General features: G+C 69.5%; 22 protein-coding genes. 11 read left to right on the forward strand and 11 right to left on the reverse strand.

Translation table 11 applies throughout. The annotated features are described in order from the left end of the window. From D7Y21_RS28335 to D7Y21_RS28375, 9 genes are all read left to right on the forward strand, one after another. On the forward strand, nt 1–504 hold a 504-nt coding region (locus tag D7Y21_RS28335), incomplete at its 5' end, for an AAA family ATPase (RefSeq protein WP_233612310.1). After that, entirely contained in the window at nt 491–1,258 is a 768-nt protein-coding gene (locus D7Y21_RS28340; RefSeq protein ID WP_120566373.1) for a tRNA(His) guanylyltransferase Thg1 family protein, read from the forward strand. The genes D7Y21_RS28335 and D7Y21_RS28340, both read left to right, overlap by 14 nt. After that, nucleotides 1,255–1,731 carry a hypothetical protein gene (locus D7Y21_RS28345; protein ID WP_121716878.1) on the forward strand — a complete coding sequence of 159 codons (477 nt, stop codon included), beginning with the start codon at nt 1,255–1,257 and terminating at the stop codon, nt 1,729–1,731. The genes D7Y21_RS28340 and D7Y21_RS28345 overlap by 4 nt, the downstream gene beginning before the upstream one ends. Next, entirely contained in the window at nt 1,728–2,576 is an 849-nt protein-coding gene (locus tag D7Y21_RS28350; protein WP_121716880.1) for an SUMF1/EgtB/PvdO family nonheme iron enzyme, read from the forward strand. The genes D7Y21_RS28345 and D7Y21_RS28350 overlap by 4 nt, the downstream gene beginning before the upstream one ends. 217 nt (nt 2,577–2,793) lie before the next feature. Then, nucleotides 2,794–3,291: a hypothetical protein gene (locus D7Y21_RS28355; RefSeq protein ID WP_121716882.1), complete on the forward strand. Its 498-nt coding sequence runs from the start codon at nt 2,794–2,796 to the stop codon at nt 3,289–3,291. A 46-nt stretch (nt 3,292–3,337) separates the two neighbouring features. Further along, complete coding sequence (locus tag D7Y21_RS28360; protein ID WP_120566377.1) at nt 3,338–5,107, forward strand: Hsp70 family protein; 1,770 nt, start codon at nt 3,338–3,340, stop codon at nt 5,105–5,107. 8 nt (nt 5,108–5,115) lie between these two features. Continuing rightward, nucleotides 5,116–6,639: a S16 family serine protease gene (locus D7Y21_RS28365; protein ID WP_121716884.1), complete on the forward strand. Its 1,524-nt coding sequence runs from the start codon at nt 5,116–5,118 to the stop codon at nt 6,637–6,639. Further along, nucleotides 6,636–8,897, forward strand: coding sequence for a J domain-containing protein (locus D7Y21_RS28370; RefSeq protein WP_121716887.1), 2,262 nt, complete (start codon nt 6,636–6,638; stop codon nt 8,895–8,897). Before D7Y21_RS28365 ends, D7Y21_RS28370 begins: the two co-directional genes overlap by 4 nt. Next, nucleotides 8,894–10,672, forward strand: coding sequence for a lipopolysaccharide assembly protein LapB (locus D7Y21_RS28375; protein ID WP_147469400.1), 1,779 nt, complete (start codon nt 8,894–8,896; stop codon nt 10,670–10,672). Before D7Y21_RS28370 ends, D7Y21_RS28375 begins: the two co-directional genes overlap by 4 nt. A gap of 8 nt (nt 10,673–10,680) precedes the next feature. Here D7Y21_RS28375 and D7Y21_RS28380 read toward each other — a convergent pair whose 3' ends face one another. Further along, complete coding sequence (locus D7Y21_RS28380; protein WP_121716891.1) at nt 10,681–11,517, reverse strand: class I SAM-dependent methyltransferase; 837 nt, start codon at nt 11,515–11,517, stop codon at nt 10,681–10,683. A 100-nt stretch (nt 11,518–11,617) separates the two neighbouring features. Between D7Y21_RS28380 and D7Y21_RS28385 the strand changes: the two genes are divergently transcribed. Then, nucleotides 11,618–15,547, forward strand: coding sequence for a serine/threonine-protein kinase PknK (locus D7Y21_RS28385; RefSeq protein WP_233612311.1), 3,930 nt, complete (start codon nt 11,618–11,620; stop codon nt 15,545–15,547). Here the strand turns inward: D7Y21_RS28385 and D7Y21_RS28390 are convergent. The 6 genes from D7Y21_RS28390 to D7Y21_RS28415 are packed head-to-tail and all read right to left on the reverse strand — an operon-like array spanning nt 15,526 to nt 21,715. Continuing rightward, a complete protein-coding gene (locus D7Y21_RS28390; protein ID WP_121716893.1) occupies nt 15,526–18,288 on the reverse strand; it encodes an NAD(P)-binding protein in 2,763 nt (920 codons plus the stop codon). The two genes, D7Y21_RS28385 and D7Y21_RS28390, sit on opposite strands and share 22 nt — an antisense overlap. Nucleotides 18,289–18,305: 17 nt before the next feature. Then, on the reverse strand, nt 18,306–18,737 hold the full coding sequence (locus D7Y21_RS28395) for a sterol-binding-like protein (protein ID WP_233612312.1): 432 nt from the start codon (nt 18,735–18,737) through the stop codon (nt 18,306–18,308). Continuing rightward, nucleotides 18,730–19,788 carry a hypothetical protein gene (locus D7Y21_RS28400; RefSeq protein ID WP_121716895.1) on the reverse strand — a complete coding sequence of 353 codons (1,059 nt, stop codon included), beginning with the start codon at nt 19,786–19,788 and terminating at the stop codon, nt 18,730–18,732. Before D7Y21_RS28400 ends, D7Y21_RS28395 begins: the two co-directional genes overlap by 8 nt. A gap of 16 nt (nt 19,789–19,804) precedes the next feature. Beyond that, nucleotides 19,805–20,101 carry a hypothetical protein gene (locus D7Y21_RS28405; protein WP_120566384.1) on the reverse strand — a complete coding sequence of 99 codons (297 nt, stop codon included), beginning with the start codon at nt 20,099–20,101 and terminating at the stop codon, nt 19,805–19,807. Further along, complete coding sequence (locus D7Y21_RS28410; protein WP_121716906.1) at nt 20,085–20,594, reverse strand: hypothetical protein; 510 nt, start codon at nt 20,592–20,594, stop codon at nt 20,085–20,087. The genes D7Y21_RS28405 and D7Y21_RS28410 overlap by 17 nt, the downstream gene beginning before the upstream one ends. 8 nt (nt 20,595–20,602) lie before the next feature. Further along, a complete protein-coding gene (locus D7Y21_RS28415) occupies nt 20,603–21,715 on the reverse strand; it encodes a polyprenyl synthetase family protein (RefSeq protein WP_233591863.1) in 1,113 nt (370 codons plus the stop codon). A 116-nt stretch (nt 21,716–21,831) separates the two neighbouring features. On the opposite strand from D7Y21_RS28415, the gene D7Y21_RS28420 reads away from it, so the two are divergent. Further along, nucleotides 21,832–22,740 (forward strand): FHA domain-containing protein, encoded by a 909-nt coding sequence (locus tag D7Y21_RS28420; protein ID WP_120566386.1) that lies wholly within the window; start codon nt 21,832–21,834, stop codon nt 22,738–22,740. 28 nt (nt 22,741–22,768) lie between these two features. Here the strand turns inward: D7Y21_RS28420 and D7Y21_RS28425 are convergent, their stop codons facing one another. The 4 genes from D7Y21_RS28425 to D7Y21_RS28440 form a co-directional block, all read right to left on the reverse strand. Further along, nucleotides 22,769–23,458 carry a hypothetical protein gene (locus D7Y21_RS28425; protein WP_121716897.1) on the reverse strand — a complete coding sequence of 230 codons (690 nt, stop codon included), beginning with the start codon at nt 23,456–23,458 and terminating at the stop codon, nt 22,769–22,771. A gap of 260 nt (nt 23,459–23,718) precedes the next feature. Continuing rightward, nucleotides 23,719–24,315, reverse strand: a complete 597-nt coding sequence (locus D7Y21_RS28430; protein ID WP_121716899.1) for a hypothetical protein — start codon at nt 24,313–24,315, stop codon at nt 23,719–23,721. A gap of 199 nt (nt 24,316–24,514) precedes the next feature. Then, on the reverse strand, nt 24,515–25,165 hold the full coding sequence (locus D7Y21_RS28435) for a ribonuclease HI family protein (protein ID WP_121716900.1): 651 nt from the start codon (nt 25,163–25,165) through the stop codon (nt 24,515–24,517). Nucleotides 25,166–25,195: 30 nt separating this feature from the next. Continuing rightward, nucleotides 25,196–25,930 carry a zinc ribbon domain-containing protein gene (locus tag D7Y21_RS28440; RefSeq protein WP_120566720.1) on the reverse strand — a complete coding sequence of 245 codons (735 nt, stop codon included), beginning with the start codon at nt 25,928–25,930 and terminating at the stop codon, nt 25,196–25,198. Nucleotides 25,931–26,148: the final 218 nt, after the last annotated feature.

Below are 26,148 nucleotides of genomic sequence, written 5' to 3' on the forward strand. Positions count from 1 at the left end.
CTTCCATGCCGCCCCGCCCTCCCGCGCGCGGCCTTCGCGGGATGGCGGGGCGGCATGGAAGCGGTCATCTTCACGGGCATCCAGGGGGCGGGGAAGAGCAGCTTCTACCGGGAGCGCTTCTTCACCACGCACGTCCGCCTGAGCCTGGACATGCTCAAGACGCGGCACCGGGAGAAGGTGCTGCTGCGCGCGTGCCTGGAAGCGAAGCAGCCCTTCGTGGTGGACAACACCAACCCCACGGTGGCGGAGCGCTCCCGCTACATCTCGGCCGCGAAGCAGTTCGGCTTCCGCGTGGTGGGGCTCTACTTCCAGTCGAAGGTCGCGGACGCGCTCCTGCGGAATGATCAGCGCCCGGTGGAGCAGCGCGTGCCGCTGGTGGGCGTGCTCGGGACGTACAAGCGATTGCAGGTCCCCAATCCCGAAGAGGGCTTCGACGCGCTTTTCTTCGTCCGGCTGGGGCCGGACGGTTTCACCGTGGAGGAGTGGCAACGTGAAGTTCGATGAGCTGGACGAGAAGATGCGCGTGTTCGAGACCGCGCACGACCTGTGCGTGCTGCCCGGCGTGTTCATGGTGGCGCGCATCGATGGGCGCGGCTTCACGCGGCTCACGAAGGAGGTGCACGCCTTCGAGAGCCCCTTCGACGTGCGCGTGCGCGACCTGATGGTCGCGACGACCGGGCACCTGATGGACTGCGGCTTCCGGGTCGTCTACGGCTACACGCAGAGCGACGAAATCTCGCTGCTCTTCCACCCGGACGAGGACACCTTCGGGCGCAAGACGCGCAAGCTCAACTCCATCCTCGCGGGGGAGGCGAGCGCGAAGTTCTCGCTGCTCCTGGGGGACCTGGCCGTGTTCGACTGCCGCATCTGCGAGCTGCCGAACGCGGGGCTCGTGCGTGACTACTTCCGCTGGCGCAATGAGGACGCGGTGAGGAACGCGCTGAACGCGCACTGCTACTGGAGCCTGCGCCGCGAAGGAAAGAACGTGGCGGAGGCCACGAACATGCTCACGCGCCTGTCGGTGTCGGAGAAGAACGAGCTGCTCTTCCAGCGGGGCGTGAACTTCAACGACGTGCCGAACTGGCAGAAGCGCGGGACGGGGCTCTACCGGGAGACGTACGCGAAGGAGGCCCGCGACCCGAGGACGGGGGAGACGGTCCTCGCGGAGCGCCGCCGCCTCAAGGTGGACTACGAGCTGCCGATGAAGGATGCGTATGGCGCCTTCATCCTGTCGTTGCTGGAGGGCGTGGAGCGATGAGCGCGGACCTGGATCGCCTGATGCGTCAGTACCGGGAATGCGCCCGGCACGTGTGGAACACGTACTTCCAGCCATTGGAGGACGGGTGGCACGAGTTCATCAACGTGGAGCAGTCGCTCTTCCACGGGCTTGTCCTGGTCCAGGCGGGGATGGAGAACAGCCGGCCGGATGGCTCGGGCCTCGTGGAGGCCATCCGGGTTCGTCCCTGCTTTCCGCCCGTCGGACACCTGGAGGTCTTCCACGCGAAGACACCCTCGCCGGAGGTCCGGGAGGTGCCATGGCATCAGGGGCGCCTGAAGCCCGGGGAGATGGACCTCCGGTTCCAGGGCTTCTTTGACTGGGCGAACCTGGACGATCCCCAGGACTACCGCTTCGTCCGGGCGCGCGTCTTCGCCACGCACCAGCCGGAGCTGGAGGGGTGTGACGTCCTGCTGGAGTACCAGTCCGCGAAGTTCGAACATGCCTCCCAATGACGTCGACTTCGTTCCTCTTCCGTTCAGGCTCGGCCCTCCTCGTATTCATGGCGGGCTGTGGCACCGCGAAGGAGGGCACGGCTCCGCGCATCTCCCGCGTGGAGACCGTGCCTCCGCCTGAGTCGGTGTGGCTGCCGGCCGGGCGCTTCGAGATGGGCTCACCGGCGGGAGAGCCGGAGCGGGATGTGGACGAAGGGCCCCGGACGGAGGTCGCGTTCGAGCGCTTCCAGATGGACGTGACGCCCGTGACGGTGCGGGCCTTCGCGGCGCGACGTGAGCAGGTGCGCGCGAAGGATCCGCAGGCGCGCTGGTGGAGCGACGCGGAGACCCCGGGTGAGTGGCTCGGCCGCTGCAACCTGGACTCCGAGCGCACGGATCATCCCGTGAACTGCGTGGACTGGCGCGCCGCGCGGGCCTACTGCGAACTCGTCGGAGGCGCACTGCCCACGGAAGCAGAGTGGGAATACGCCGCGCGTGCCTCGACGACCTCCGCCTTCTGGTGGGGCGAGTCGTTCGACGCGGAGCACGGGGTCGGCTCGGTGTCGTGCGGGGCGCGTGGCTGCCTGGGCGCCACGGCTCCGGTGGTTCACGCCGGGCCGCGATGCAACGGCTGGGGGCTTTGCGACATGGCCGGGAACGTGTGGCAGTGGACCGCCACCGGCTATCAGGAGCGGCTGGGCGAGGACGCGCCTCCCGAACCTTCCGGCGTGCCGGAGAAGCCCATCCACCGTGGAGGCTCCTGGCTCAATCACATCCCTTCCCTGTTCCGGTCCGCGCACCGGGGCCTCGCCTATCCGAAGAACGGCCTGACGGGAGTGGGGTTCCGCTGCGTGCACCGGCCTTGAGCGACGCGGCGTCGGAGGGAAGCGGCACTCAGGGTGTCATGGAACCAGTCCTTCCCTCATGGTCCGTATGCTCTGGAGGACGGTGGCCCACGGGGTCGTGAGGCACTGTCCTACCCGGGGCGGGGGATTGCGTGCGTTCGCCTGGGTGCCGCAGGATTCGCGCGCACGCGCCCGGGGGCCTTCGTGGCACGGCGCGACGGTTTCGAGGGGGACGCACATGGTCATTTTCGGTTCGCGGCTCTTTGGCAAGGTGGATGAGATTCCAGGCCTGGGCTACGTCGCGACGAAGTTCGGTCACATCAACTTCGTGCCGCTCATCCCGCTGGAGGGCTGGCTCGTCATGGCCGAGGAGGGCAATGGCTGGCGCGGGCAGGCCATCGCCATGAGCGGCAAGTCCGTGCTCGTGGCGTGGGCGCGCCTGCTGTTCATCATCTTGGGGAGCATCTCGCTGTTCAGCGGTTTCTTCTCTTTCGCCGGGATGCATCCGGTGGACGCCATCTTCAGCGGACTGCTCGCACTGGCCTGCATCGGCGGGCTCATCGCTACGTACAGGTGGAAGTGGGTGACCCAGGCGTCGCCGGAGCGCGCGATGGAGATCGCCCGTGAGGCGGGAATCAGCGAGGAGGGGCTGAGGCAGCTGCACCGCCTGTACTCGGCCCCGGAGGCCGCCACCGCCGCCGCGCCCGCTCAGCCGTGGACGCCGCCGGAGTCCTAGTCCGCCGCTCGCGGTCCTTCGCCGAAAGGCCTTGGGTTCACCTCACATGAGTCATGTCGTTGGCATCGATCTGGGCACCACGCACTCCCTGGTGGCCGCGCTCGACAGCGCGGGCCGTCCCAACCTCCTGACCAACCGGTTGGGGCAGCGCCTCACGCCGTCGGTGGTGGGGCTGGACGCGGAGGGGCGGCTCCACGTGGGCGAGTCCGCGCGAGCGCAGTTGCTCGTGCATCCGGAGCGCACCATCGCGGAGGTGAAGCGGCGCATGGGCCGCGACCTGCCGGTGACGCTGGGTGACCGGCGCTACAGCCCCACGGAGATCTCCGCGCTCATCCTGCGTGCGCTGCGCGAGGACGCCGAGCGGGCGCTGGGCGGCGCGGTGACGGAAGCCGTGGTCACGGTGCCCGCCTACTTCAGCGATGCGCAGCGACAGGCGACCAAGGATGCGGGGGAGCTGGCGGGGCTCAAGGTGGAGCGGCTGCTCAACGAGCCCACCGCCGCGGCGCTCGCGTACGGCGTGAACCACCTGGACGCCGAGCAGTACGTGCTGGTGTACGACCTGGGCGGCGGCACGTTCGACGTGTCCGTGCTGGAGATGTTCCAGGGCGTGCTGGACGTGAAGGCCTCCGCAGGCAACAACCAGCTGGGAGGCACTGACTTCGACCAGGTGCTGGCCGCGTGGCTGGGCGCGGAGTTCGAGCGCGCCCACGGCGTGTCGCTGGCCGGGAACCTGGCGGCGCGGGTGCGGCTCAAGGCCGCGGCGGAGGCCGCGAAGATCGCGCTCACGTCCGTGGAGTCCACGCCGGTCATCGTGCCGTTCCTCGCGCCGGGCCGGGGTGGAACGCCCGCGTCGCTGGAGGTGGAGGTGACGCGCGCGAGGTTCGAGGCGCTGATCACCGGCCTGGTGCGCTCCACGCTCGAGCCGATGGAGAGCGCGCTGAAGGACGCGAAGCTGTCGAAGAAGTCCATCGCGGAGGTGGTGCTGGTGGGCGGCAGCTCGCGCGTGCCGCTGGTGCGCCGGCTGGTCGCCGAGTACTTCGGGCGCGAGCCCCGCGACGGCGTGCACCCTGATGAAGCGGTGGCTCTGGGTGCAGCGCTGCAGGCGGGGCTGAAGACGGGCGCGGTGAGCGCCGCGCACGGCATCATGATCACCGACGTGTGTCCCTTCACGCTGGGCGTGGAGGTGCAGGCGTCGGTGGGGCGCGAACGGGTGAGTGGGGTCTTCTCGCCGCTCATCCCGCGCAACACGACGGTGCCGGCGTCGCGCACGGAGACCTTCGCCACCACGGCGGACGGGCAGAAAGCGGTGGAGATCCGCGTGTTCCAGGGCGAGGCGCGGCTGGTGAAGGACAACCTGCTGCTGGACGCGTACATGGTGGAGGGCGTGCCACCCGGACGCGCGGGTTCTGAGAAGGTCGCGGTCACGTTCACGTATGACATCAATGGCATCCTCGACGTGACGACGCGGGTGGTCTCCACGGGCAAGGAGGCCACGCTGGTGGTGGACAAGCGCTCGCAGCGCCTGGGGCCGGAGCAGCGGCTGGAGGCGAAGGAGCGGCTGGCGCGTGAGTGGGGCGCGGCTCCTGTGGCGGCGACGCCGTTGTCCGCGCCCGTGGCTGCTGCCGCGTCTCCAGAGGCCGACGCGGATGCCTTGTTGAACGCGGCGACCGAACGGATCGCGACCGCGCCGGCGCATGTGCGGCCCCGGCTGGAATCCCTGTGCAATGCCTTGCGCGAGGCCCGCGCGAAGGGCGACCGGGGCGCCGCGGCCCGGCTGGACGCCGAGCTCACGGACCTGCTGTTCGACCTGGGTTGAGAGCGCGCGTGCTGCTGACCGAACTCAAGCGCGCGGTGGTGCTGCGTCCGTCGGAGCCGTCTGCGCGGTTCGCATTGGCCGAAGCGCTCTTCCAGGAGGGTGACTTCCGCGGTGCCGCGGAGCATGCGCGACTGGCCCTGGACCTGGGCGGAGGCAGTCCCGCGCGCCGCCTCTGGTGCGCCGCCTTGTCACGCGATGGCAGGCCGGCGGAAGCGCTGAAGCTGTTGGAGACGTCCGTTCGCCTCGCTCCTCGCGACGCGTCCCTGAGGGCCGAGCTGATCACCTTCCTGTCGGAGGCGGACCGGCTGGACGACGCGCTCGTGCATGCGTTCGAGGCCACCGAAGCGGCCCCTGGTGAACTGGAGGCCTGGCGCGCGGTCATCCATCTGTGCGAGCGCACGAACCGTCCATCCGAAGCCATGCCCGCGCTCCGGCGGGCCCGGCTGCTCGCGCCCGAGGACCCTCGCCTCGCGGAGTCGGTGCTGGGGGCTCGCGCGGCGCTCGGGCTCCCGGCCACCACCGCCATGCTGGACGCGCCTCCCCGGGAGCAATCGGTACAGGCGCTCGCGCTGCCCACGGCGCGCTCCGCGCTCCGCGAGGCGAAGCTCGATGGCGCCGTCGAAGCGCTCTCCCGGGGGGCGCTCGCGGAGGTGAAGCGGCTGCTTGTCGTCGCACCCGCGGCGACCCGGGCCAGCGCCGCCGCGGCCCTGCTTCGCGCGGAGCTGATGTGGCTGGAGGGACGTCCCGCCGCTCAGGTGGAGGAGGCCCGTCGCGCCGTGCTCGCGCTCGCGGGGGCACCGGGGGCCGCGGCGCTGCGCCTGGGAGACCTTCGGCTCGAAGCCGGAGCACTGGACGAGGCGGCGGAGCTCTATGCCCGCGCGGCCGTGAACGGAGAGTCCCTGGCGGCGGCGGGCCGCGAGGCCGAAGTCGCCGAACGCCGCCGTCTGCTGGCGCGCGACCGGCCCGCGGTCGGACGCGTGGGCGTGCTTGGGTGGCATCCGGGAGGAGGGAGTGTCTCCCCGCTGGAGGCGGTCGCGGTGCCCGGGCGCGGCGTCCTGCGGTGCAGCGGCCACGTGGGGCCCAGGGCGCAGGAGGCGGCGGAGGTGGCCTTCAGCGTGGTGCGTGCTCGCGCGCCCGCGCTGAGCCTGGGGCCGCTCATGACCCGTCAGGACCTGCACCTTCACTTCACCAATACGGAGATCGGCAAGGACGGACTGTCCTGTGGACTCGCCCTCTCCCTGGCGGGGCTCTCCGCGTACACGCAGCGCCCGTTGCCCGCGCGGCTGGCCGTGACGGGTGAGCTGACGCTGAACGGTGACGTGCGGCCGGTGGGCGGCGTGCACGAGAAGTTGGTGGCCGCGTATCTCAATGGCATGCGCGTGGTGCTGCACCCGCGCCGCAACCTGGACGACGCGGCGACGCTGCCGCCCGAGGTGTCCATGCGCCTGCGCCTCATCGCGGTGGACAGCTTGGATGAGGCGTGGCGGCTCGTGAACGCGGCCGCGAACAAGCCAGGACTGGAGCGACGGTGAACAGCGAAGCTCGCCAGAACCCCTATGAGGTGCTGGGCGTCGACAAGGACGCGGACGCCCGCGCCATCAAGAAGGCGTACTTCGAGCGCGTCCGGCAGAACCCGCCGGAGACGCATCCGGAGGAGTTCCGGCGCCTGCGCGAAGCGTACGAACTGCTCTCCGACCCCGAAGCGCGCCAGGCCTTTGACGCCAGCGCCGCGCAACAGGCGGACGGCCCGGAGGCAGCGAAGAACGCCGCCCTCCAGGAGGCCATCAACCTGTTCGAGGCAGGTGACAAGGTCGGTGGCCGGAGGCTCCTCACCGAGCTGCTCAATGAGCAGCCGGACTTCCACGACGCGCGCATCCTGCTGGGCCGTCACTTCCTCTACGAGGGTGACGCCAAGGAGGCGTTGGCGGAGTTCGACGCCCTGCTCGCGAGGGCACCGGACCACTGGCAGGGGCACCTGCAACGGGGCTGGGCATTGCTCCGCCTGCAGCAGATGAAGGAGGCGGCGGATGCCTTCTGGCGCGCGGGCAAGCATGGCCCCTCGGAGGTGAGCCCGCGCGTGGCGCTGGCGGACTGCCTGGAGGCGATGGGGCAGGTGGCGGACGCGCTCAAGGTGCTTGAGCAGGCGCAGTCGCTGCCCGGCATCTCACGGATGGACGTGCTCGCCCTCAAGGTGCGGCGCATCGCGACGATGCTGGAGTTCGGCCAGGACGCGGACGCGGCGAAGGCGCTGGAGCAGCTCGACGCCGAGCTGCCAGAGAGCACCGACCCCGAGCTGCGCCGCTGGACGGGAGGCCAGCTCTCGTCGTCCGCCGCGCACCTCTTCGCTCAGCAGAACTCCAAGGGCGCGAACCAGTTGCTCGCGTTCGGCCGGCGCTTCAACCCGGAGAGTGTCACCGACGTCGCGTATCCGACGCGCGCCATCCTGGACGTGGACGCCCTGCCGGCCGCCACCCGCGAATGGTTGCACGAGGAGGCCGAGCGGCTCCACGGCTGGCGCACCGTGAGGCACTGGATGATGCCCGCCCTCTATACGCTGGGGCTCGCCGCCGCCACCGCCCTCCTGTTGTCCTTCATCTGCTTCGGTGGCAACGCGCGCGAGGTCGCAGTCTGGATCGTCTGCGCGGTCTTCGCGGCCGTCTTCTGTGGCGTCACGTGGGCCCAGGCCCGCCGGCTCCTCCGGGTGATGGCGAGCCCCTTTGGACGCTTCGACACCATCCATCCCCTGCACTTCATCCAGGTGGCCACCGACCGCGTCACGGTGTGGCCGTTCGTGCACCTGCAGAACCTGCACCTGGTGGACCACCAGGACAACGGCAACTACCAGGACACGACCCTCGAGCTGCGCTTCAACGACCAGCGCGTGGCGCTGAGGGTGCGAGGCAAGGAGCAGGCGGAAGCGCTGGCCCAGGAGTTGATGGGCCGGCGCCGCCGCGTGCTGGAGTTGATGGGCCAGGGCATGCTGGACGCGGAGAGCGGGGTGGAGCACCTGCCCGCGGCGCTGCTCGCGCGCGCGGACAAGAAGGGCCGCGTGCGAGCGGAGAACGCACGCTCGCCCTGGCCCGGCGTGTTCGCCGCCGCGGGGGTGGGCGTGTTGCTGGTGGGCGGGGCCGTGTGGCCGCAGCAGCAGTCCGCGGCAGTACGCGCCTGGACTCGCGCCGCGTCCCAGGGGGACCTGGACTCCATGCTCGAGTCCCTGCGCGAGCAGCCCGACCCCCGCTTCGCCCCACAGCTCCAGGCCCGGGTGGACGCGGAGCTGGGCAAGGCGCGTGCCCGGATGGAAGCGCGGTTGGATCCGGGCAGCGCCGCCGCGCCGTCCCGCGAATTCTTCACGAGTCTGCTGGACGGTGTCTCGCGGGCGCACACTCGCCGCATCGCCGTGATCTGGGAGGCGCGGGAGGGCACGGTGATGCCGCCTCGGGAGGACTTCTCGGAATTGCTCATGAATGCCTGGCAGCGGACGGTGGATGAGGCGCTGGGGCAGAACGTCCTCAGCGTGAATGTAGGCCGAGGCTCACCGCGTGAGGCTCGGCCTCTGCTCATCCTTCGCGTGCGGGACGGCATCCGGGGAGGCCAGCGGGTCTGGTCGGTCAGCCATGAAGGGCTGGACCTGCCGGTTCCTCCGCTGGAGCTCGTGGCCGACGCAGCGGATCCGAGGGCCCCTGAAGTCCTCTTTCACGCGTGGATGGATCGTTGGCATCTGCCCGGAGCGGGGAGCCGCCGTCCTCTGTTGTTCACCGCTTCGACGCTCGTCCAGGGGGCCCGGCCGTGAGTGCGCCTTCGACTTCTCCCCGCCAGGGCTGGTTGCTGTTGGGCGGCATCGGTGTCTGCGCGCTCACCATCGTGGCGGGGGCGCGGTCTCTCACCTCCAACGCGGAGGTGGTCTTCGTCAATGCGTTGGACCTGCCCGTCACGGTCTCCGCGGGCGGCGAGCACTTCACGCTCGCGGCGAATGAGCACGCGTCGCACTCGATGCCGCTGGGCCCGCTGGACGTGGACATCCAGGGCGAGAAGGGCACGCTGACGCACGAGACGGTGTTCGTGACCGACGAGAGCGGCCTCTTCGTCTACAACGTGCTGGGCGCCGCGCCGCTCTACCGGACGACGGCCACCTACTCCGACCGGTCCATCAACCCTCCAGAGCACGCGCCCCTGGTCCTGGCGGGCACGTCCTTCAAGCACGTGGGGCGCATCGACTACGTGCTCACCAACCCTCCCGAGTCGTTCCCGGTGCGCAAGCGCGACAGAGGCACCTTCTCGCGCACCCACCTGGGGCAGGCGCTGGGGGGATGGAAGACGAGCTACGGCTGGCTGGTGTCCACCCACCGCGTGGCCGAGGCGGCCCGCCTGGCGGAAGGGCTCCGGGAGGCCCTGCCGGAGACTCCGGAAATAGAGCTCGCGGCCGTTGCCGCCAGGAGCCTGGTCGCGAGCGAGGAAGGGCTCCACGCGTCGCTCGCTGTCTCGCGTGCGCAGCGCGACGCGCATCCGAACGACATCGAAGCGCATGGGATGTGGATGCACGACATGCGCCGCGCCGGACGCGGTGACGAGGTCCGTGCCTATTACCAGGCCGCGCTGGAACGCGAGCCCGGCTCGGTGCTCCTGGCGGTATTGCTCGCGCGCCTGGAGCCGGAGCCCGCGGGGACGGAGCGGTTGGAGGCACTGGTCCGCGACCATCCCGGGGAGCCGCTCCCCCGCCGGGCACTGGTGGGGCGTTACATGCGTCAGCAGCGCTGGGCGGAGGCGCTCCTGCTGCTGGACGCGATGGAGCAGGGCGATCCCGACTATCCGCGCTACCAGGACATGCACGCCGAAGCGCTGGTAGCCCTGGGGCGCCGACAGGAGGCGGCACGCAGGCTGTCGGAGCGCCTGCTGCCGGTCGCGGACTCAAAGGACGCGGTGGACCTGGAGGGCGTGCTGCTCTACGCGAAGCTGGTGGGGCACGCATCGCAGAAGGGTTCGGCGAACGACGTGATGCGGCAGCTCATCGAGAGCGCCCAGAAGAAGCGGCCGGACGGAATCGTCGCGGAGTGGCTCGCGGCTTCGCTCGGGCATTTCGTGGACGCCGCGAAGCTGCGCGCGGTGCCGGAAGAGCATGTGCTCGCGGTCTCGACACGGATGTTGATGGCGCTCGCCGAGGAGCCCGAGTTCGCCGCGCGGGCCTTCGTCGACGCGGACTTCGTTGGCTTCCACCGGCTCGGCAGGGAGGCAGGCACGTTGCTGGCGGCGGAGTTCGAAAGGCTCGGGGACGCCGCGCTCGCGGCAAGGGTACTGGACGCCTCCAGCGCGGACCTGGGCTACGGCGAACTGCAGGACGTGCTGAGCGGCAAGTTGCCGGTGGAATCCCTCACGATGCTGGACTGGGGCGAGCGGGCCGCGCTGCACCTGGTGCTCGCGCGCCAACTGGACGCCCGGGGCCAGGACTCCAAGGCGGCCTATGCGCTCGTGAAGAAGGAAGTGCTGCTGCCCGGCGCGGTCAGCATCGCGCTCCAGAACTGGGACCGCCCCAAGCCGTCCAACGCCGTGGCGGGGGACACGGCGCCCTGACGCGGGCTTCACACCGTGGCGACGGTGAACCCGATGCCCGGCAGTGCCTCGACCCACGACACGGAGGAGAAGCCCGCCTCCGTGAAGAGCTGGAGGAACTCTTCCCCCGTGCGGTGCCGCACGAACCCGGGATCCGCCAGCTCCGAGATGGGGCGGGCCAGCTTGACGAACCACTCAGGCCCCCCGTCCGCCACGAAGACCTTCCCGTGAGGCGCCAGCACCTGGCGGAAGGCGCGTGCCGCAGCCAGGCCATCCGGGTAGTGGTGGAATGACAGACAACAAAAGATGGCATCGAAGGCGCCCGTGAACTCCTCGGGTGGCTGCGCGACGTCTGCCTGGAAGAAGGCCATGTTTCGACAACCAGCAGCGCTCGCGGCGCGGTGCGCAGCCTCCACCATGCCTCGTGACAGGTCCGCGGCCACCACCTCTCCATCCGGTACCAGTTTGGACAGACGCAGGGCCGAACCCCCAGGCCCGGCTGAGGGATCCAGGATTCGGGCGTTTGGCGGCAGTGGCTGCATCAACTCCAACACCTCGTCGACGATGGGATCCGAGAAGGGTCGGACCACGGCGTCATAGACAGACGCGACGCGGTCGAACTCACGGACGTCCTCGTAGCCCGCGGGCTCGTTCGCCAATAGCACTGGCTGCGCATACCTCAGGCTGAGATGCGGGCCGCCGCCTCGGAGTACACCGCGCTGCAGGGGCGGCCCCAGCGTGGAGGCCCGATAGAGGCCCAATCGTCGCAGCGCACGGGCCGGCTCAAAAACATACATCCGCCAGGACAGCAGCGTGAGGGCCAGCGCTTGATCCAATACGTGACGATTGATGGTGTGTTCCTGCATGGCGGATGCGATGGCCGGGTGGGTTCTGACCCAAGAATGAGCGGAGAGATGACGCTGTAGCATGACCGCGCCAGGGGGGAGCTGCCCTCCGGCGCCAGACATGACAATCCGTTCGAATTTCGCTGGGACGAGCCGCTTCGAGGTGTGTGGACCGCTGGGCCAGGGCGCCACGGGCATGGTGTATCGGGTCCGCGATCGGGAGGTGGGCCGCGAGGTGGCGCTCAAGACGCTGCGGCTGCCTGGAGCGGAAGCGCTCTACCGGCTGAAGCGCGAGTTCCGCACCCGCGCAGGCATCGTCCACCCCAACCTGCTCCAGCTCCATGAGCTGTTCGTGGCAGACGGGTTCCCCTTCTTCACCATGGAGCTGGTGGAGGGCGTCGACTTCCTGAGCTGGGCGCGGAGGGAGCTGGCGCTCGGTGGCGGGATTCCCCAGACATGGGAGTCCTCCCTGGCCAGCGGGGCGTCGACGCTGCAGACCTCCGAAGGCGGGGAAGGGCGCATCCCGATGGAGGAACTTGCATCCGCCGCGCATGCCCGGAGCAGTGACTGGCCGGAGGTGGCTTCTCTGGAAGAGTCCTGGCGGCGGCTGCGAGAGGGAGTGGCGCAACTCCTGCGAGCGCTGGGAGCGCTCCACGCGGCGGGGCTCGTGCACCGGGACGTGAAGCCCTCGAACGTGCTCGTCACCCGAGAGGAGCGCGTGCTGCTCCTCGACTTCGGCCTCATGACGGAGCAACAGCCCTCCCCGGAGGGCGCTCCGGCCCAGCGGCGCGCCGGGACTCCGGCCTATATGGCGCCGGAGCAGGTGACAGGAGAGTCCGTCACCCCCGCCTCGGACCTCTACGCGGTGGGGGCCATGCTGTATCAGGTGCTCACCGGAGCGTATCCATTCGCGGCCGAGCCCGAGCGCTTGTTGGAGTTGAAGGTGAGCCAGCAGCCGCCTCTGGTCCACGCTCAGGCTCCGGACGTCCCCGAGGATCTGGCCACGCTGGCTCGGGAGCTGCTGTCGCTGGAGCCGAAGCAACGTCCGTCGGCGGAGGAGTGCATCGCACGGCTGTCCTCGATGCTCGCGGGTGCGGCGCCGCAGCGGCTCGCCACTTCCTCGGCGAGCCACGCCCCGTTCGTGGGCCGGGCCCGGGAGCTCACGGTGTTGGAGGGTGCGCTGGCGGAGGTCTCCCAGCAGCAGCGTCTGATCACGGTGCATGTCCACGGGCCCTCGGGGATGGGCAAGTCCACGCTGGTGCGCGAGTTCCTCGCCCAGCGCGCTCCTGCCTCCGTGCCCATGGTGCTCCAGGGACGGTGCCACCCACAGGAGAGCGTGCCCTACAAGGCCATGGACGCGGCGATCGACTCGCTGGCCCGCCAGCTTGGCGCGCTCGCCGTGGACGAGGCCGCGGCGCTCGTTCCTTCCCAGGCCTACGCGCTGACGCGCCTCTTCCCCGTCCTGGGGAGGCTGGCGGCGTTTCAGCATGCTGCCACCCCCGCGGTGCTCCCGGAGCCCGCCGAGCTGCGGCACCAGGGCTTCCAGGCCCTGCGCGAGCTGCTGGAGCGGCTCGGCCGCGCGCGCCCGCTGGTGCTCTGGATCGATGACGTGCAGTGGGGAGATGCCGACTCGGCGCCGCTCTTCCAGGAACTGCTGCGGTCTCCCGCGCCGCGCATGCTGCTGGTGCTCTCGTGGCGGAGCGAGGACCGGAGCCGCAGCCCGCTGCTGCGCCGGCTGTTGGAGCTGACCCCTCCCGAAGCGCCCTCTGACGCCGCGCGCGAGCTGCCACTGGGAGCGCTGGGCGAGCAGGAGGTGGCGGCGCTGGTCTCGACCCTGCTCGGCGCGCGGACCTCCGGGAGTGATTCTCAAGTGGAGGCCGTCGTCTCCCATGCCGAAGGCAACCCCTTCATCGCCTGCGAGCTGGCCCGCCACGTGGGTGCGCACGCGGGTCAGGGACTGCCGCTGCCGGCCCAGGTGGATGTGGCCCAGTTGCTGATGGAGCGGATCCGCTCGCTCTCTCCGGAGCAGCGCGCGCTGCTGGAAGTGGCCGCCGTCGCGGGCCGGCCGCTGGGGCGGAGTGTGGCGCTGCGGGCCGCCGGGCTGGACGAAGGAGGTCGGGCCGTCTCGGCCTGGCTGCGAGACTCCAGCCTGCTGCGTGAGGTTCCGGCGGAGGGCGAGGTGGACATCGCGGCCTACCACGACCGCATCCGCGAGGCGCTGCTCGAAGCGCTCCCGGCCAACGTGCGCGTGGGCCGGCACCGCGGCATCGCCGAGGCCCTCTCGGCGCGCGGCTCCGAGGACTTCGAGGCGCTGCTCGTGCACTGGGAGGGCGCGGGCGAGCCGATGCGCGCAGGCGAATACGCGGTGCGCTCCGCCGAGCGTGCCTCCCAGACGCTCGCGTTCGGCCGCTCCGCCGAGCTCTATCAGCGCGGGCTGGAGCTGCTGGGCGAGTCCGCGGATCGCCCCTCGCTGCTGGAGAAGCTGGCCCAGGCGCTGGCCAATCAGGGCCGCGCGCCCGAGGCGGCCCAGCGCTACCTGGAGTCCGCGGAGGCGCTGGGGGCAGAGCTTCAGGGCACGCGCGTGAGCGGGTTGAAGCAGCGCGCCGCGGAGCAGTACCTGAAGAGCGGGCGCTTCAACCAGGGATGGCGGGAGATGCGCTCGGTGCTGGAGACGCTCGGCATCCCCGTGCCGGGCTCTTTCCTGGGGGCGATGGGCTCGGCCACGTGGCGCCGGGTCGTCTTCCTGGCGCGGCGGGTGGACGTGGACGCCGCCCGGCCCGCCCTCTCGCCCGAGGAGCGGCACCGGATGGAGGTGCTGTGGGCCACATCCACCAGCTGGTCCATGGTGAACCCCACACTGGCGGATGCCTTCCGCATGATGCACCTGCTGCGCACGCTGAAGGCCGGAGACGCCTCCACGCTCTGCCGGGCCCTGGGCTTCGAGGCCGCCATGGAGTCCCACGTGGGCGGCCGCTTCCTGGAGAACAACGCCCGCAAGTTGCTGGAGAAGGTGCGGGTCCTCATGGAGCGCACGGGCAACCCCTATGATCAGGCCTGGTACTTCATGTCCGTGGCGAACCAGGCGTACACCCTGGGCCGGTGGCGCGAGGCGGCCGAGGCCTGCGACCGCGCCGACGTGCTCTTCCGCGAGCAGTGCCCGGGCACGGCCTGGGAGCGGGTGAGTGTGGCCATCTTCCACCACCACGCCCTGGCGATGCTGGGGGAGCTGCCCGCGCTGGCGGCGCGGCTGGAGGCGCTCGACCGGGACGCGACGCTGCGAGGCGACGTGCACGCGCGTTGCGAGGCTTGGATTGGCGAGCCCGTGTTGGCGTGGCTGGCGAAGGATCGCGCCGAGGAGGCCCAGGCCCGCGCCGCCGATGCGCTGGCCGCGCAGTCCCCGGTGGCGTCCACCTGGCCGGAGAACGCGTACCGGCGCCAGCAATACGCGGAGCTGATCGCCTGCGTCTACGCCTCCCACTATCGGGGCGATCCATGGCCCGCGTGGAAGGCCGTCCTGGAGCACTGGGCGCCGCTGAAGTCCTCCTTCATGCTCTCACTGAGGGCCACCGGGCTGGGGCTGCGGCACATGCGGGCCCGGGCGGCACTGGCCGCGGCGGAGTCCCTCCCGGACGAGCGGACGTCTCCAACTGGCCGCGTGGAGCCGCGCTGGAACCGGCGGGCGCTGCTGGCCGATGTCCGTGCGCAGCTCCGGGTGATGGAGGGCGACCCCATTGGCAGTGCGCGCCCCCTGGGCAACCTGCTGCGGGCAGGGCTGGCCCGGCTGAGCGGGGACAGCGCCACGGCGGTCCGCGAGCTGGAGCAGGCGGTGGCGGGCCTCGATCGCGAGGGCGTGGCGCTCTATCTGGAGGCGGCGCGCTACGCGCTGGGGGCCCTTCGGGGAGGCAGTGAGGGTGAGGCGCTGAGGCGCCAGGCCTCGGATTGGATGGCGGCGCGCCAGGTGGTGCGGCCCGGCGCGCTGGCCGCGGCGATGGTGCCTGGGCTGGGACTGATGCCTGGGCTCCGGACCGATCAAGACGTGGGAGGCCGGTAACCGGCGGCGCCGCGCCGCAGGCTCTCCTCCAACTGGGTGCGGATGCGCCGCAGCAGCCCGACGAGGCCCTCACCGCCTCCGTGGCCCGAATGCATCCCCAGCCCACGCAGCAGGGACTCCACCTGGGCAAAGGCATCCGTGGACGTAGCGGAGGCCGGTGATGCCGCCGAGAGATGAGAGAGCATGGAGGGGAGCACCTCGATGCCCAGGAGGTCCCAGGGATGGGGCAGTCCCATCTTGAAGTTCACCGCGTCCTGCTGCCGCAAGAGCATCACATCCGGCAGCTCGTTCGCCTCGGGGTCCCAGATGCGGCAGTAGTCGCCCATCGGCGTGGTGGCGAAGAGCTCCTCGTAGACATGGGAATCAGGCCGTGGCGTCGGGCGCTTGCTGTGCCTCCCCCCGCAGTGATCGAGGATGGCGTTGACGGCGTGCCGGGCCGACTCGTTGGCGGACTCCATGGTGGTGAGCCGGGTGAAGGTCTTGTTGTAGGTGCCCGCGAAGACGATCTGATCCCAATGCACGTAATAGCCACCGTGCGCGGCCTGCCAGAGTCCAGGCGGTAGGTCCCCATCGGGGGAGGACCCGTGAGCGCCTGACGTGGGGTCCCAGGGGTCGGGCCCCGGCCGGTGCTTCCAGTCTCCGGCGGTGGGCAACAGGAAGGGCGTGTTGTTCTTGATGATGTGAGCCTGGTCCGGATCGCTCCCGTCGTAGACGAGCCCCTCGTCGATATGGGTGAAGGCGGGCTCGGGAGGATTGAACTCCAGGAAGGGGCGCCCCTTCTCCTTTCGTTGGAGGGCCTTGCCGAGCTGACCCAGGACCTCGTTTTTCAATTGCGTCGGCGTGGACTTCCAGGCGCTCCTTCCCCCGGACCCTGGGGATTTCTTCTGCCATTCACCAATGTCGACGCTGAGCAGTGATTGGTACTGGCTCAGCCCCTGGATGGGCCGGTGCTGCCATGCGACGGGACTGCAGATGGTGGAGAGCCCCCACGGCGCATCGAGCAGGTAGAGGTAGCCGTCGATGACGTTGAGCTCCGTGGTGAAGAAGTACTGGATGCCGGAGAGCGTCTGGAGCCGATCCCATTCATACAGGCCGATTTCTGTTCGCGGGTCGCGCTGACGTGTCCCCGCTTCTCCCCGCTTGACGGGGACCTGGGTGGTGTAGCCCTGGAGCCCGCCTGGCACGCTCAGGTCCTTCTGGCGATACGTGAGCGGCATGTGCTGGGTGATTTCCTCCGCTGCGAGGACGTCCACGGCCACGACGTAATAGTCATCCGTGGTCGGGAACGTCTCCTTTCCATGCGGATACTGAACGATGGGATTGAAGCGAGCGCCTTCCGTGAGAGGGTTCACCGCCTCGAAACCCTTGAGCGTTGCCTGGATGAATTGGACGCCCAGGCGGCACAGGTGCGTGTGCCAGTGGCTGAACCAGGCCGCGCTGGTGGGCCCGTTCAGGGAGGCGTGGGTCTCCTCGGTGGGGACGATGACGTCGGTCAGGAGCTGGAGGTAGGTGTTGCCCGTGGTCCGTGCATCCGCTGCGCTGCCGTCCAGCGCCACCAGCACCCGCCCGGAGGACCGGACCAGATGGGTGAAGGCCTCGCTGTAGCGGTACCGCTTCCCGGAGCCGCTGTTTCCGGAGGCGCCTTCGATGAAGTCCCACCAGGAGATGTCCTCCAGTTCATGGGCCCTGCGCTCGGGGCTGGTGAGCATGTAGCGCAGGATCCGGAGCGAGAACTGGAAGAGATCCCTCGGTTGGATTCCCAGGTCCTCCAGGTTGCTCAGCCCGCTCGCCCCGCTCGCGAGGGCATTCGGGAAGCTGGCGGTCGCCCACTTCGTGACAAAGGGCGGGTGCTTCTCGCTGGCGATGCCGATGGTCGGTAGCGGGGCGAGGTTGTCGTAGGTGGTACGGGAGGTCGGCAGGGAGTTGTTGTCGTAGAGGGGGATGCGCCGCATCGTGTCGAAGACATGGCGGTAGTACGACGGGAAGTACCGGTATCCATGCTCGCCGGGGAGGATGGCGCGCTCAAGGGTGACCCGCACCCAGTTCCTGGCCGAGGGGGGCTGACCGAGTTCCGTGTTCGCAGGCCGGGGGTCTTCGTTCTTGAGATTTATCTCCGAAAAATGGCTCAGTGTACGGAGGCCCTCGGTCAGCTTGAGTTCGATGGACCTGGCCAGCCCCTTGCTCCGCTCAATCTCCACGGGGAGGTTCATCACCTGCTGAATTTCTTCCCGGCTCTGGTCGAAGAACGGCTGGATGTGGACGACGAAGTCAGCGCCGAGCGAACCGTCATGGACCTTGCCGGTCAGCTGCGCGATCGCATTATTCAGGTCCGCTTGCGAGCGTGGGGTGAGGAGGTCGGAGGGCTCGTTCTGGAACTCAAGCCAGAGGGAGGGAAAGGGCCTGGCCTGGTCGCGCCCAAGGTCCACCGAACTCGTGGTGAGCGGCTCCATGGGCGCGGCGGTGACGGGTGGGGAACCCGAGGGCGCCGGCTCCTCCGTCTGGAAGAAGATCGGCTGCTGACTGGAGGCCTGGAAGTACTGGGTGCGGGCCAGTCCCCCGACGGCCATGGACTTCTTGCCCCGTGAGTTGAGCGCGTTGGCGGCTTCGTAGACTCGGACTTCGAAGCCACGCAGGGCCAGCTCGTGGGCCGCGGTCATCCCCGCGATGCCGGCTCCAAAGACGTGGACCCGACGCTTCTTGGGCTTCGGGCCAGGGTTACAGGGGGGAACGGTGTCAGCCATGGGCCTCTGCCTTTCTTTCAGGGGAGTGCCGTGTGCGCGGCGTCCGCGCACGTCAGGCGAAGTTGGTGGAGCAGGGACGCAAAGCCCGCGCAGCGGACCGCCCCGTGCACGTAGCGGATCAGCCCCTCATGCGCGCGCAGGAGGACTTCCAGGGAGCCGACCACCTCGACGGCGTTGGAGAGCACCGCCTCCGTGAGCGTGCGCCGGTCATCGAGCACCTCGAGGATGGTCCGCCGCGAGGTGCCCACGGTGATGGACTCCTGGCCATCCACGGCGCGCAGGTGGGCCTGCGTGGAGGTGAAGGCAGCGGTGAAGTGCTCGGCGTCGATCTTCAGCGCGACGGCGAGGCCGGCCAAAGGCATCAGGAAGCGCCCGTGGGCCTGGGGCTGCTCGCGGGCCAGCAGCGCGAAGGAGCGGGCCAGCAGCGCCTGCACGCTGAGCTCAGTCACGGATGAACTCGAAGACACCGGTCCCCTCCATGGCCACGGAATGCCCACGCACGCGCCCCTGCGCCGTCACCCGGCCCAGCACCTCGTGGATGATGGTCACCTGCTCGGGGTGCTCCTCGGAGGGGGTGACGATGCGGGCGGAGTCCTGCGGGTGGAAGGACAGCTCGAGCGTGTCCGCCCCTCCGTGAGCGGCAATCTCCAGGGTCTCGGGCAGGTCCGCCTCGGCGCCCGGGGCCAGCAGCGCCATGACGCGAGGCACGGAGAAGGGGCGCGCCTTGCGGAAGCTGCCCCGGGTGAGGACGCGGAGCTCCTCGTCGCGGAACACGCGCAAGGGCTCGCCGCCGTGCCAGAGGAAGAGACCCTGGTAGCGGGCCACCGAGCGGCCGCGGTCCGCCATGCGCACGTGCACCAGGCTCCAGGGGTTGGTCAGGTCCCAGGGCAGCACCGAGCCCCACTCCCATGAGAAGTCATTGCCCCAGAGGAAGTGGCCCCAGTTGTGGTCATGGTAGGCGGGGGCGTCGTTCACCTGCACGGTGCGGCCCGCGAGCCGGAGCGTGCCGCGCGCCAGCAGCCGGGGGACGAAGAGCCAGGACAGGCGCCGGTCCAGGGTGAGCGGCTGGTTGACGGAGAGGGCCGGCAGCGTCACGGGGACGAGCTCCAGCTCGGCGGCCAGCGGCTGGTCACGCAGCGCGATGGACAGGCGGTAGGTGCCGTCGATGAAGCGCAGGGTGTTGTGGCCGAAGCGCGCGTCGATGCGTCCGGCGGTCACCTCCACCTCTGCCTCCTCGAAGTGCTCCACGTCTCCTTCCCAGCCCTCGCCGCGAGCCAGGACGATGAGTCGCGCCACCTCGGGTTGCCGGCCCTGCGTGGCCCGCACGTCGTCAATCAGGCTGAAGTTGATCAGCAGGTGCGCCGCCTCGGTGTGCACGAGGAAGTGCTGCCATTCCTTGTGCGCGCCCCGCCCGCCCATGCGCGAGGGCGAGCGCCGGAAGTAGTCGTTGCCAGTCAGCAGCCGCGCGAGGCGCTCTGGCGGAGGAGCGGAAGGGGACATGGGCTGGCGCTGGCTGCTACCGCAGCAGCTCCCTGAGGGAGGGCGCCGCGGACGCGTCAGGCTCCGGTGTCGCGACCGTTTCGGAGGATCGGCTCGCCTCCATCGCGCCCAGGAACGTCCGGCGCGCGGAGACGAGGCCGAGGACCATCAGCAGGAGCCGGTCCTCCTCTGGCTCGGGAAGGGGGGACGCCAGCGCGGCGGGCTCGGGCAGCAGGTGATTGAAGCGCTGGGACAGCGACAGCATGCCGAGCAGCAGGGGCAGGACCGGGTTGCGGTCAGCGAAGTCGCTCCAGGGCTCATCGAGCAGCGGCATGGGCCTCTCCCTGGCGCGGCAGGTCCTGAAGCTGGCGCAGCAGCTCCTCCAACCGGGCGGAGTCCGTGGCCTGGAAGAGCGCCTCGATGTACGCCGAGGGCAGCACGGTGGCCGGATCCTCCTCGGGGATGTTGAGGGAGAGGGCATCCCAGAGGCGGCGGCCCTGCTGGAGCAAAGGAGAGGAGGCAAGAGCGGACTTCCAGGCGGCACCCTCGGGAGTCACGGCGAAGCGCCGCCCCTCCGCGACGAGCGCGCAGAAGGCCGCCTGCACGACGATGGGGTGCTTGAGCATCAGCACCTGGAGCCGTCGCAGCAGCCCCAGGAGCACCTCCTCCTGCGAGCCCGCCGGGAACGATTCGCTGGCCCCAGGCGCCGCGGACGGAAGCAGTTGCTCGAACAGCAGATCCCGGATGCGATGCGCCTCTTCATGGAGAATCGCCTGGGTGCGGATGAAGTCGAAGAGGGAGGACTGGGGGGAGGGGGGAGGCACCATGGAGGGCGTCACTTCGCTCGCAGGAGGACGTAGGAGGTCAGGCCCTCCAGCAGGTCCCGATGGATGGAGGGGGGGAGCCAGCCGCGGCACACGTCGAAGCGCCGCTGGGCATCTTGCAGCCAATCCCGAGCCACCCGCTGAGCATGGCCAATGCTGTCGTGGCGCTCCATGAGCGAGAGGAGAAAGCGCACCTGCTCGGGAGTCTTCTCCGCACGGCGAGGTGCCGCGTTCCGTGCCTCGCGCAGCCGCTGCCGCCCCACGACCGTCAGCTCGCCTTCCTCGACGAGCCGGTCCAGCTGCGCATCGAATGTCGTGGGCTCCGGAGCCGCCTCCGGGGAGGGGCGGGGCAGGGAGAGGATGCGCTCGGCTTCCGCCCGGTCCCCGGCGGACACGTGACGCATCATGTGCAGCAGCATCAGGGTGCGCTTGCCCTCCCAGAGATCGCCGCCGATCTCCTTGCCATACGCGCCCACCTCGCCGCGCAGGTTGAGCACGTCGTCCTGGATCTGAAAGGCGATGCCGAGGCTGCGGGCGAAGGCAGCCAACTGCTCGATGCGCTCCCCGTCCTGACGGGCCGCGATGGCGCCCACCACCATGGGGGTGATGAAGCTGTACCAGCACGTCTTCTGCTCCACCATCCGCACGTAGTCCTCGTCGCTGAGAGTCCACGCGCCCCGGCGGATCCAATCGAGCTCGAGGGCCTGGCCCTCCACCGACTCCTGCGTCATGCGCGCCACTGCCTGGAGGATGCGCAGCGCGGGGCCCAGGCCCACGGCGCCGATGTTGTCCAGCAGCGGCCGCAGCGACAGGGCGAACATGGCGTCCCCTACGTTGATGGCAACGGGGATGCCGTGCGCCCGGTGCAGCGTGGGGCTGCCTCGACGCAGCAGTGACTCGTCCTCGATGTCGTCGTGGATGAGGAAGGCATTGTGATACAGCTCGAGCACGGTCGCCGGGCGCAGCGCCGCCTCCAGCGTGCCTCCCAGCGCACGGCACGTGGCGATGCAGAGTGCCGGCCGCAGCCCCTTGGCCTCTCGCAGCGGGTAGTCCAGCATGAGCTGGTAGAGGAACGGCGCGTGGTGGCGCTCTGCGGGGATGATCCGGCGGAGCTCCTCGAGCACGAGCGAGCGGCACTCCTCAAGATAGCCCGCGAGCAGCTCCCTGGTCCCGGATGGATCCTGCACCGCGCGCGAAGCTAGCATGCGACGGTGAGTGTTTCGCGAGGTCAGAGAAGCAGATGGGGCTCTTGCTGCAGTTGGAAGATGGACGCCGGTTCACCTTGGGAACGCGCTGTCTGCTGGGACGTCACCCCGCGTGTGATGTTCACATACCGGACGGCCGGGTCTCCGGCGAACACGCGAGCCTGCACTGGGCGGGCGCTCACTGGGAGCTGAGGGACCTGGGCAGCCGCAACGGCACGTTCGTCGAGGGGCGGCGGCTGGCCTCGGGCGAGCGGGTAGAGCTGGGGCAGGGGCAGGACTTCCTGCTGGGAAAGAGTGGCATCGGCTTCCGGCTGCTGGACGCGTCCCCTCCTGCGGCGCGGGCCCGGCACCTGGCCACGGGGCTGGTGCGGGTGGCGACCGGCGCGTTGCTGGTGCTGCCGGATGACGACGAGCCACAGGCCAGCCTCTTCCCACTGGATGGCGGGCAGTGGGTGTTGGAGTTGGGAGAAGAGCGGCGCCGGCTGAAGGACCAGGAGCGGGTGTGGCTGAGCGGCTCGGAGTGGGTGGTGGAGCTGCCCCTCGCGGCCACGGAGACACTCGAGGAAGCGGATGCGCCCACGTTGGCGGAGGTCCGGCTGCGCATCGGCGTCAGCCGCGACGAGGAGCACGTGGAGGTGGCGGTGCACCTGCGGGAGGGGGTGCGGATGTTGCCTCCCCGCTCCTCGCAGTACCTGTTGGCGACGCTCGCACGGCTGAGGCTCGCCGAGCACGCCCTGGCGCCGTCCGAGCAAGGCTGGGTGGACCGCGAGCGGCTCTGCCGGATGCTGGCCACGGACACCAACAAGCTGAACGTGGACATCCACCGGGTGCGCAAGCAATTCGGCGCGCTGGGCATCCAGGATGCGGCGGGCGTCGTGGAACGGCGCCCGGGCACGGGGCAGGTGCGGCTGGGGATGAACAGCGTGGAAGTCTTTACGCTGTAGCGGGGTCGCTTGAAATCACTTGCAGCGACTACATGTCGCAAGAGGACGCCGTGACGACATTCAACGTGACGGGACCCACCGCGAAGAACTCGGAGCTCGTGTTCGAGCCGAACGCAAGGTTCCTCGGGACCCAGCGCAGGCGGTACGTTCCGGCGGGGAGGCGCATGTCATTGAGCGCCACGGTGGCCGTCGTTGATTGCGTCGCCTGGCTCGCCGTGATGGGGTTGCCGATGTCGACGAAGCCGCAGCCACGGTCGAGCTGGAGCTGAACCAGATACGAGGGCGCGGTGGGGTAGCCAGGGTTGTGATTGTGGTAGTGAAGGAAGGTCAGGCTCTCCAGCTTGACGGGCTCCGTCGTCGTGAAGTCAATGAAGGGGTACTCGGTACCGAAGGCTCGCGTCAGCAGGACGGTGCCCCACGGGCTGCCCCAGTTTTCGGCCGGTCCCCCGCCCGTTTGCGTGGCCGCACCGGTGAGCCACCCTGCGGACGACTCGCCGACGGAGTTCGAGACGGCACCCACGCTGGTCGTGTTCTCGAAGTTCCACGTCATCGCCGCGGATTGCCCCGGCTGGGGTGAAACGAGCGTGGCGACAGCGCGGGTCACGTCCGCGGGCGGGGACCCTGCGGCCTTCTCCCCGGTGTCTGTCCCTTCGCAGCCAGCCAGCAGCGAGGTGATGACGAGCGCCTGGGCGCAGCGCTTGAAGTTGAAATGAGTCATTGCAGTTCTCTTGTGTGTGGATGGGTTTGAATCCGCTTGCAGCGCCATGGCCACAAGCAAGAGACAAGTTAGACAGTCGTCCCTGTCAGGGCGATTACACGGCGTTACAGACAAGGGGGGCGCGCTTGGACTGCTGTCAGATTCGCGGCGTCCGCGAGCACGGCCGGGGCCTGTCTTCAAGCGCCCCGGAACGTCATCCTGCACGCGGAGAATCTGCGGTTACATTTGCCGGGTGCAGCCAGTGGCCGGCGGGGGATGGGTTACTGCGTCCAGAAGATGGACGAGGTCTTGTCGTTCATCGTGTCCCCAATGTAGGCGCACCCGCCGCCGCAGTCGACATTGGCCCCGCTCCCATTCAGGCCGTCGTAGTGGTACGAGTGATTGCACCCGGCGAAAGACCTCGAATACGAGATGACGTTGTCCCAATCACTGGGCAGGTTGACGAGGTAGCTGCCGCACCCACCGTAGAGGGATGTAAAGACAAGCGAGCTACCCGAATAGCCGTCCTTGTACTCGATACCAATCACGGTCTCATTGGGTGCGGCCTGGTGGACTGACTTCAGGTCGGACTCCTTGAGGTCTCTCGGATTCGCCGTCGCGGGCAGCCGCACGGTGCCCCCGGTGGCGAATGAGATGGCTTCGGGGAACGAGGAAAAGCACTTCGGCGCGGGGACGGTGTCGGCCGCCGGCAGCGGCTCACCGGGCGTGAAGGGCAGGACGTTCATGACACAGTGCTGTGCGGCATGGGTGACGGGCTCGGGCGCGGCCGGCTCCCCGGTGTCAGTCCCTCCGCAGCCAGCCAGCAACGAGGTGATGACGAGCGCCTGGGCACAGCGCTTGAAGTTGAAATGAGTCATGGCGGTTCTCTCGTGTATGGGCTTGTTGAATCCGCTTGCGGCGCCTTGGCCACAAGCAGGAGCCAAACTAGAGAGTTGCCCCCGCCGGGGCGATTACACGGCGTTACAGACAGGGGGACCGCGCTTGAACTGCTGTCAGGACTCCAAGGCCGCCTACGCGCTACGCGGCATGGCGGGGAGCACGATGCCCTGACGCGGGCTACATCCGCTCGTCAATCGCGCGGTTGCTCATCTCGTCCGCCTCCGCGTTCTGCGCGCGGGGGACGTGGGCGAGCCTCACCTTGCCGAAGGTGGCCAGCAGCTTCTGCGCCTCCTGGAACAGGGGCTTCAGCGTGGGGCTCTTCACCTGGTATTTCCCACCCAGCTGGCGGATGAGCAGCTCGCTGTCCGCGAACACCTCCACCTCGCGGGCGCCCAGGCTCTTCGCGTGCTGCAGGCCGATGAGCAGGCCCATGTACTCGGCGTAGTTGTTCGTCTGGTGCCCCAGGAACTTGCCCAGGCGCGCCACCACCGCGCCCTCGGCGTTCATCAGCACCGCTCCCGCGCCGGCAGGGCCCGGGTTGCCTCGCGCCGCTCCGTCCGAATAGACGCGCACGCGGTTCAGCGCTCCACCCGCCGCGGGCGTCACGACCTCGATGCCTGGCGTGGTGGAGCCGGACGCCGTCCGCGAGGCGGGCTCTGCCGCGGGAGCCTCGGCCTCGCGTGGCCCGCCGTCCAACTGCCCGGCGGCTTCGTCCAGCAGCTGGCCCAGGTGCTCGCGGGTGAGCCCGCGAAAGGCTCGCACCGTCGCCGTCAGCGGCTCCTCACGGGCGATGTGACGGAGAACGTCGACGAGCGAAGGGGTCGGCATGGGGAAGGGGACCGAAGTGATGCGCCGCCGCTACTTCTCGGCGGTGTCCTTCGGCTCCTGCAGCGCTTCGACGGCGAAGATGATGCGGTTGCACGAGGGGCACACGTCCGTGCCCAGCGAGGTGCGCAGCATGTTGTACATCTGCGGGGGCAGGTTCATGTTGCAGCCCTGGCAGGTACCCGCCACCACGCCCACCATCGCGGGCAGCTTCTTCTTGCGGATGACCTCGTAGCGGCGAAGCAGGTTGGCATCCACGTTCGCGGCGACTTCCGCGCGGCGCCCCTCCAGGTCCTTCACCTGGGACTCGGACTCGCCCAGCTTCCCGCGCAGCTCCGTCATCCGGCCCGACAGGCCCTGCTGCTTGGTGGCGTAGTCCGTCTCCTTGCCCTTGATGGCATCGCGAGCGCCGCCCAGCTCCTTCACCTTCTCCGTGAGCGCCTCGGACTGGGTGAGGATGCCCTTCTTCGCGATGTCGATTTCGCGAGCGAGCGCCGAGTACTCACGCGTGGAGCGCTGGTCGGACAGGCGCGCTTCCCACTTCTTCACCTTGTCCTTCTCGTCCGTGATGTTCTGCTCGAGCAGGGCCTTCTGCTTCTCGAGGTCGGCGACGCGTGTCCGCTCGGCCTCGATGCCATTGCGCGCGACCCCCAGCTCCCGCTCCAGCTCGGAAATCTGGCGGGGATGCACGTCCGCCGCCTTTCGGAGCGAGGCGACCTCAAGGTCCACCTTCTGCAGCTCCGCCAAGGCCTTCAGTTTCTCCCGCAAGTTGCTGCCTCCCACACGGCCGCACCGACGCGCGGCTCGGCTCTTGTACCAACAAGGGTGCTGGGGTTCCAACGCGTAAATGGGGAAGCCTCCATCCCCGTGTTCTCCGCCTGCCCCTTGAGCGTTTGAATCCGCTTCACGCACCCGTTAGACGGGACGGGTGTCCAGCCTCCGCCTCCGCCCCCTCCTGGCCCCCGCGCTCCTCCTCGCCGCCACGG

The organism is Corallococcus sp. AB045 (assembly GCF_003668895.1).
GTDB lineage: Bacteria > Myxococcota > Myxococcia > Myxococcales > Myxococcaceae > Corallococcus > Corallococcus coralloides.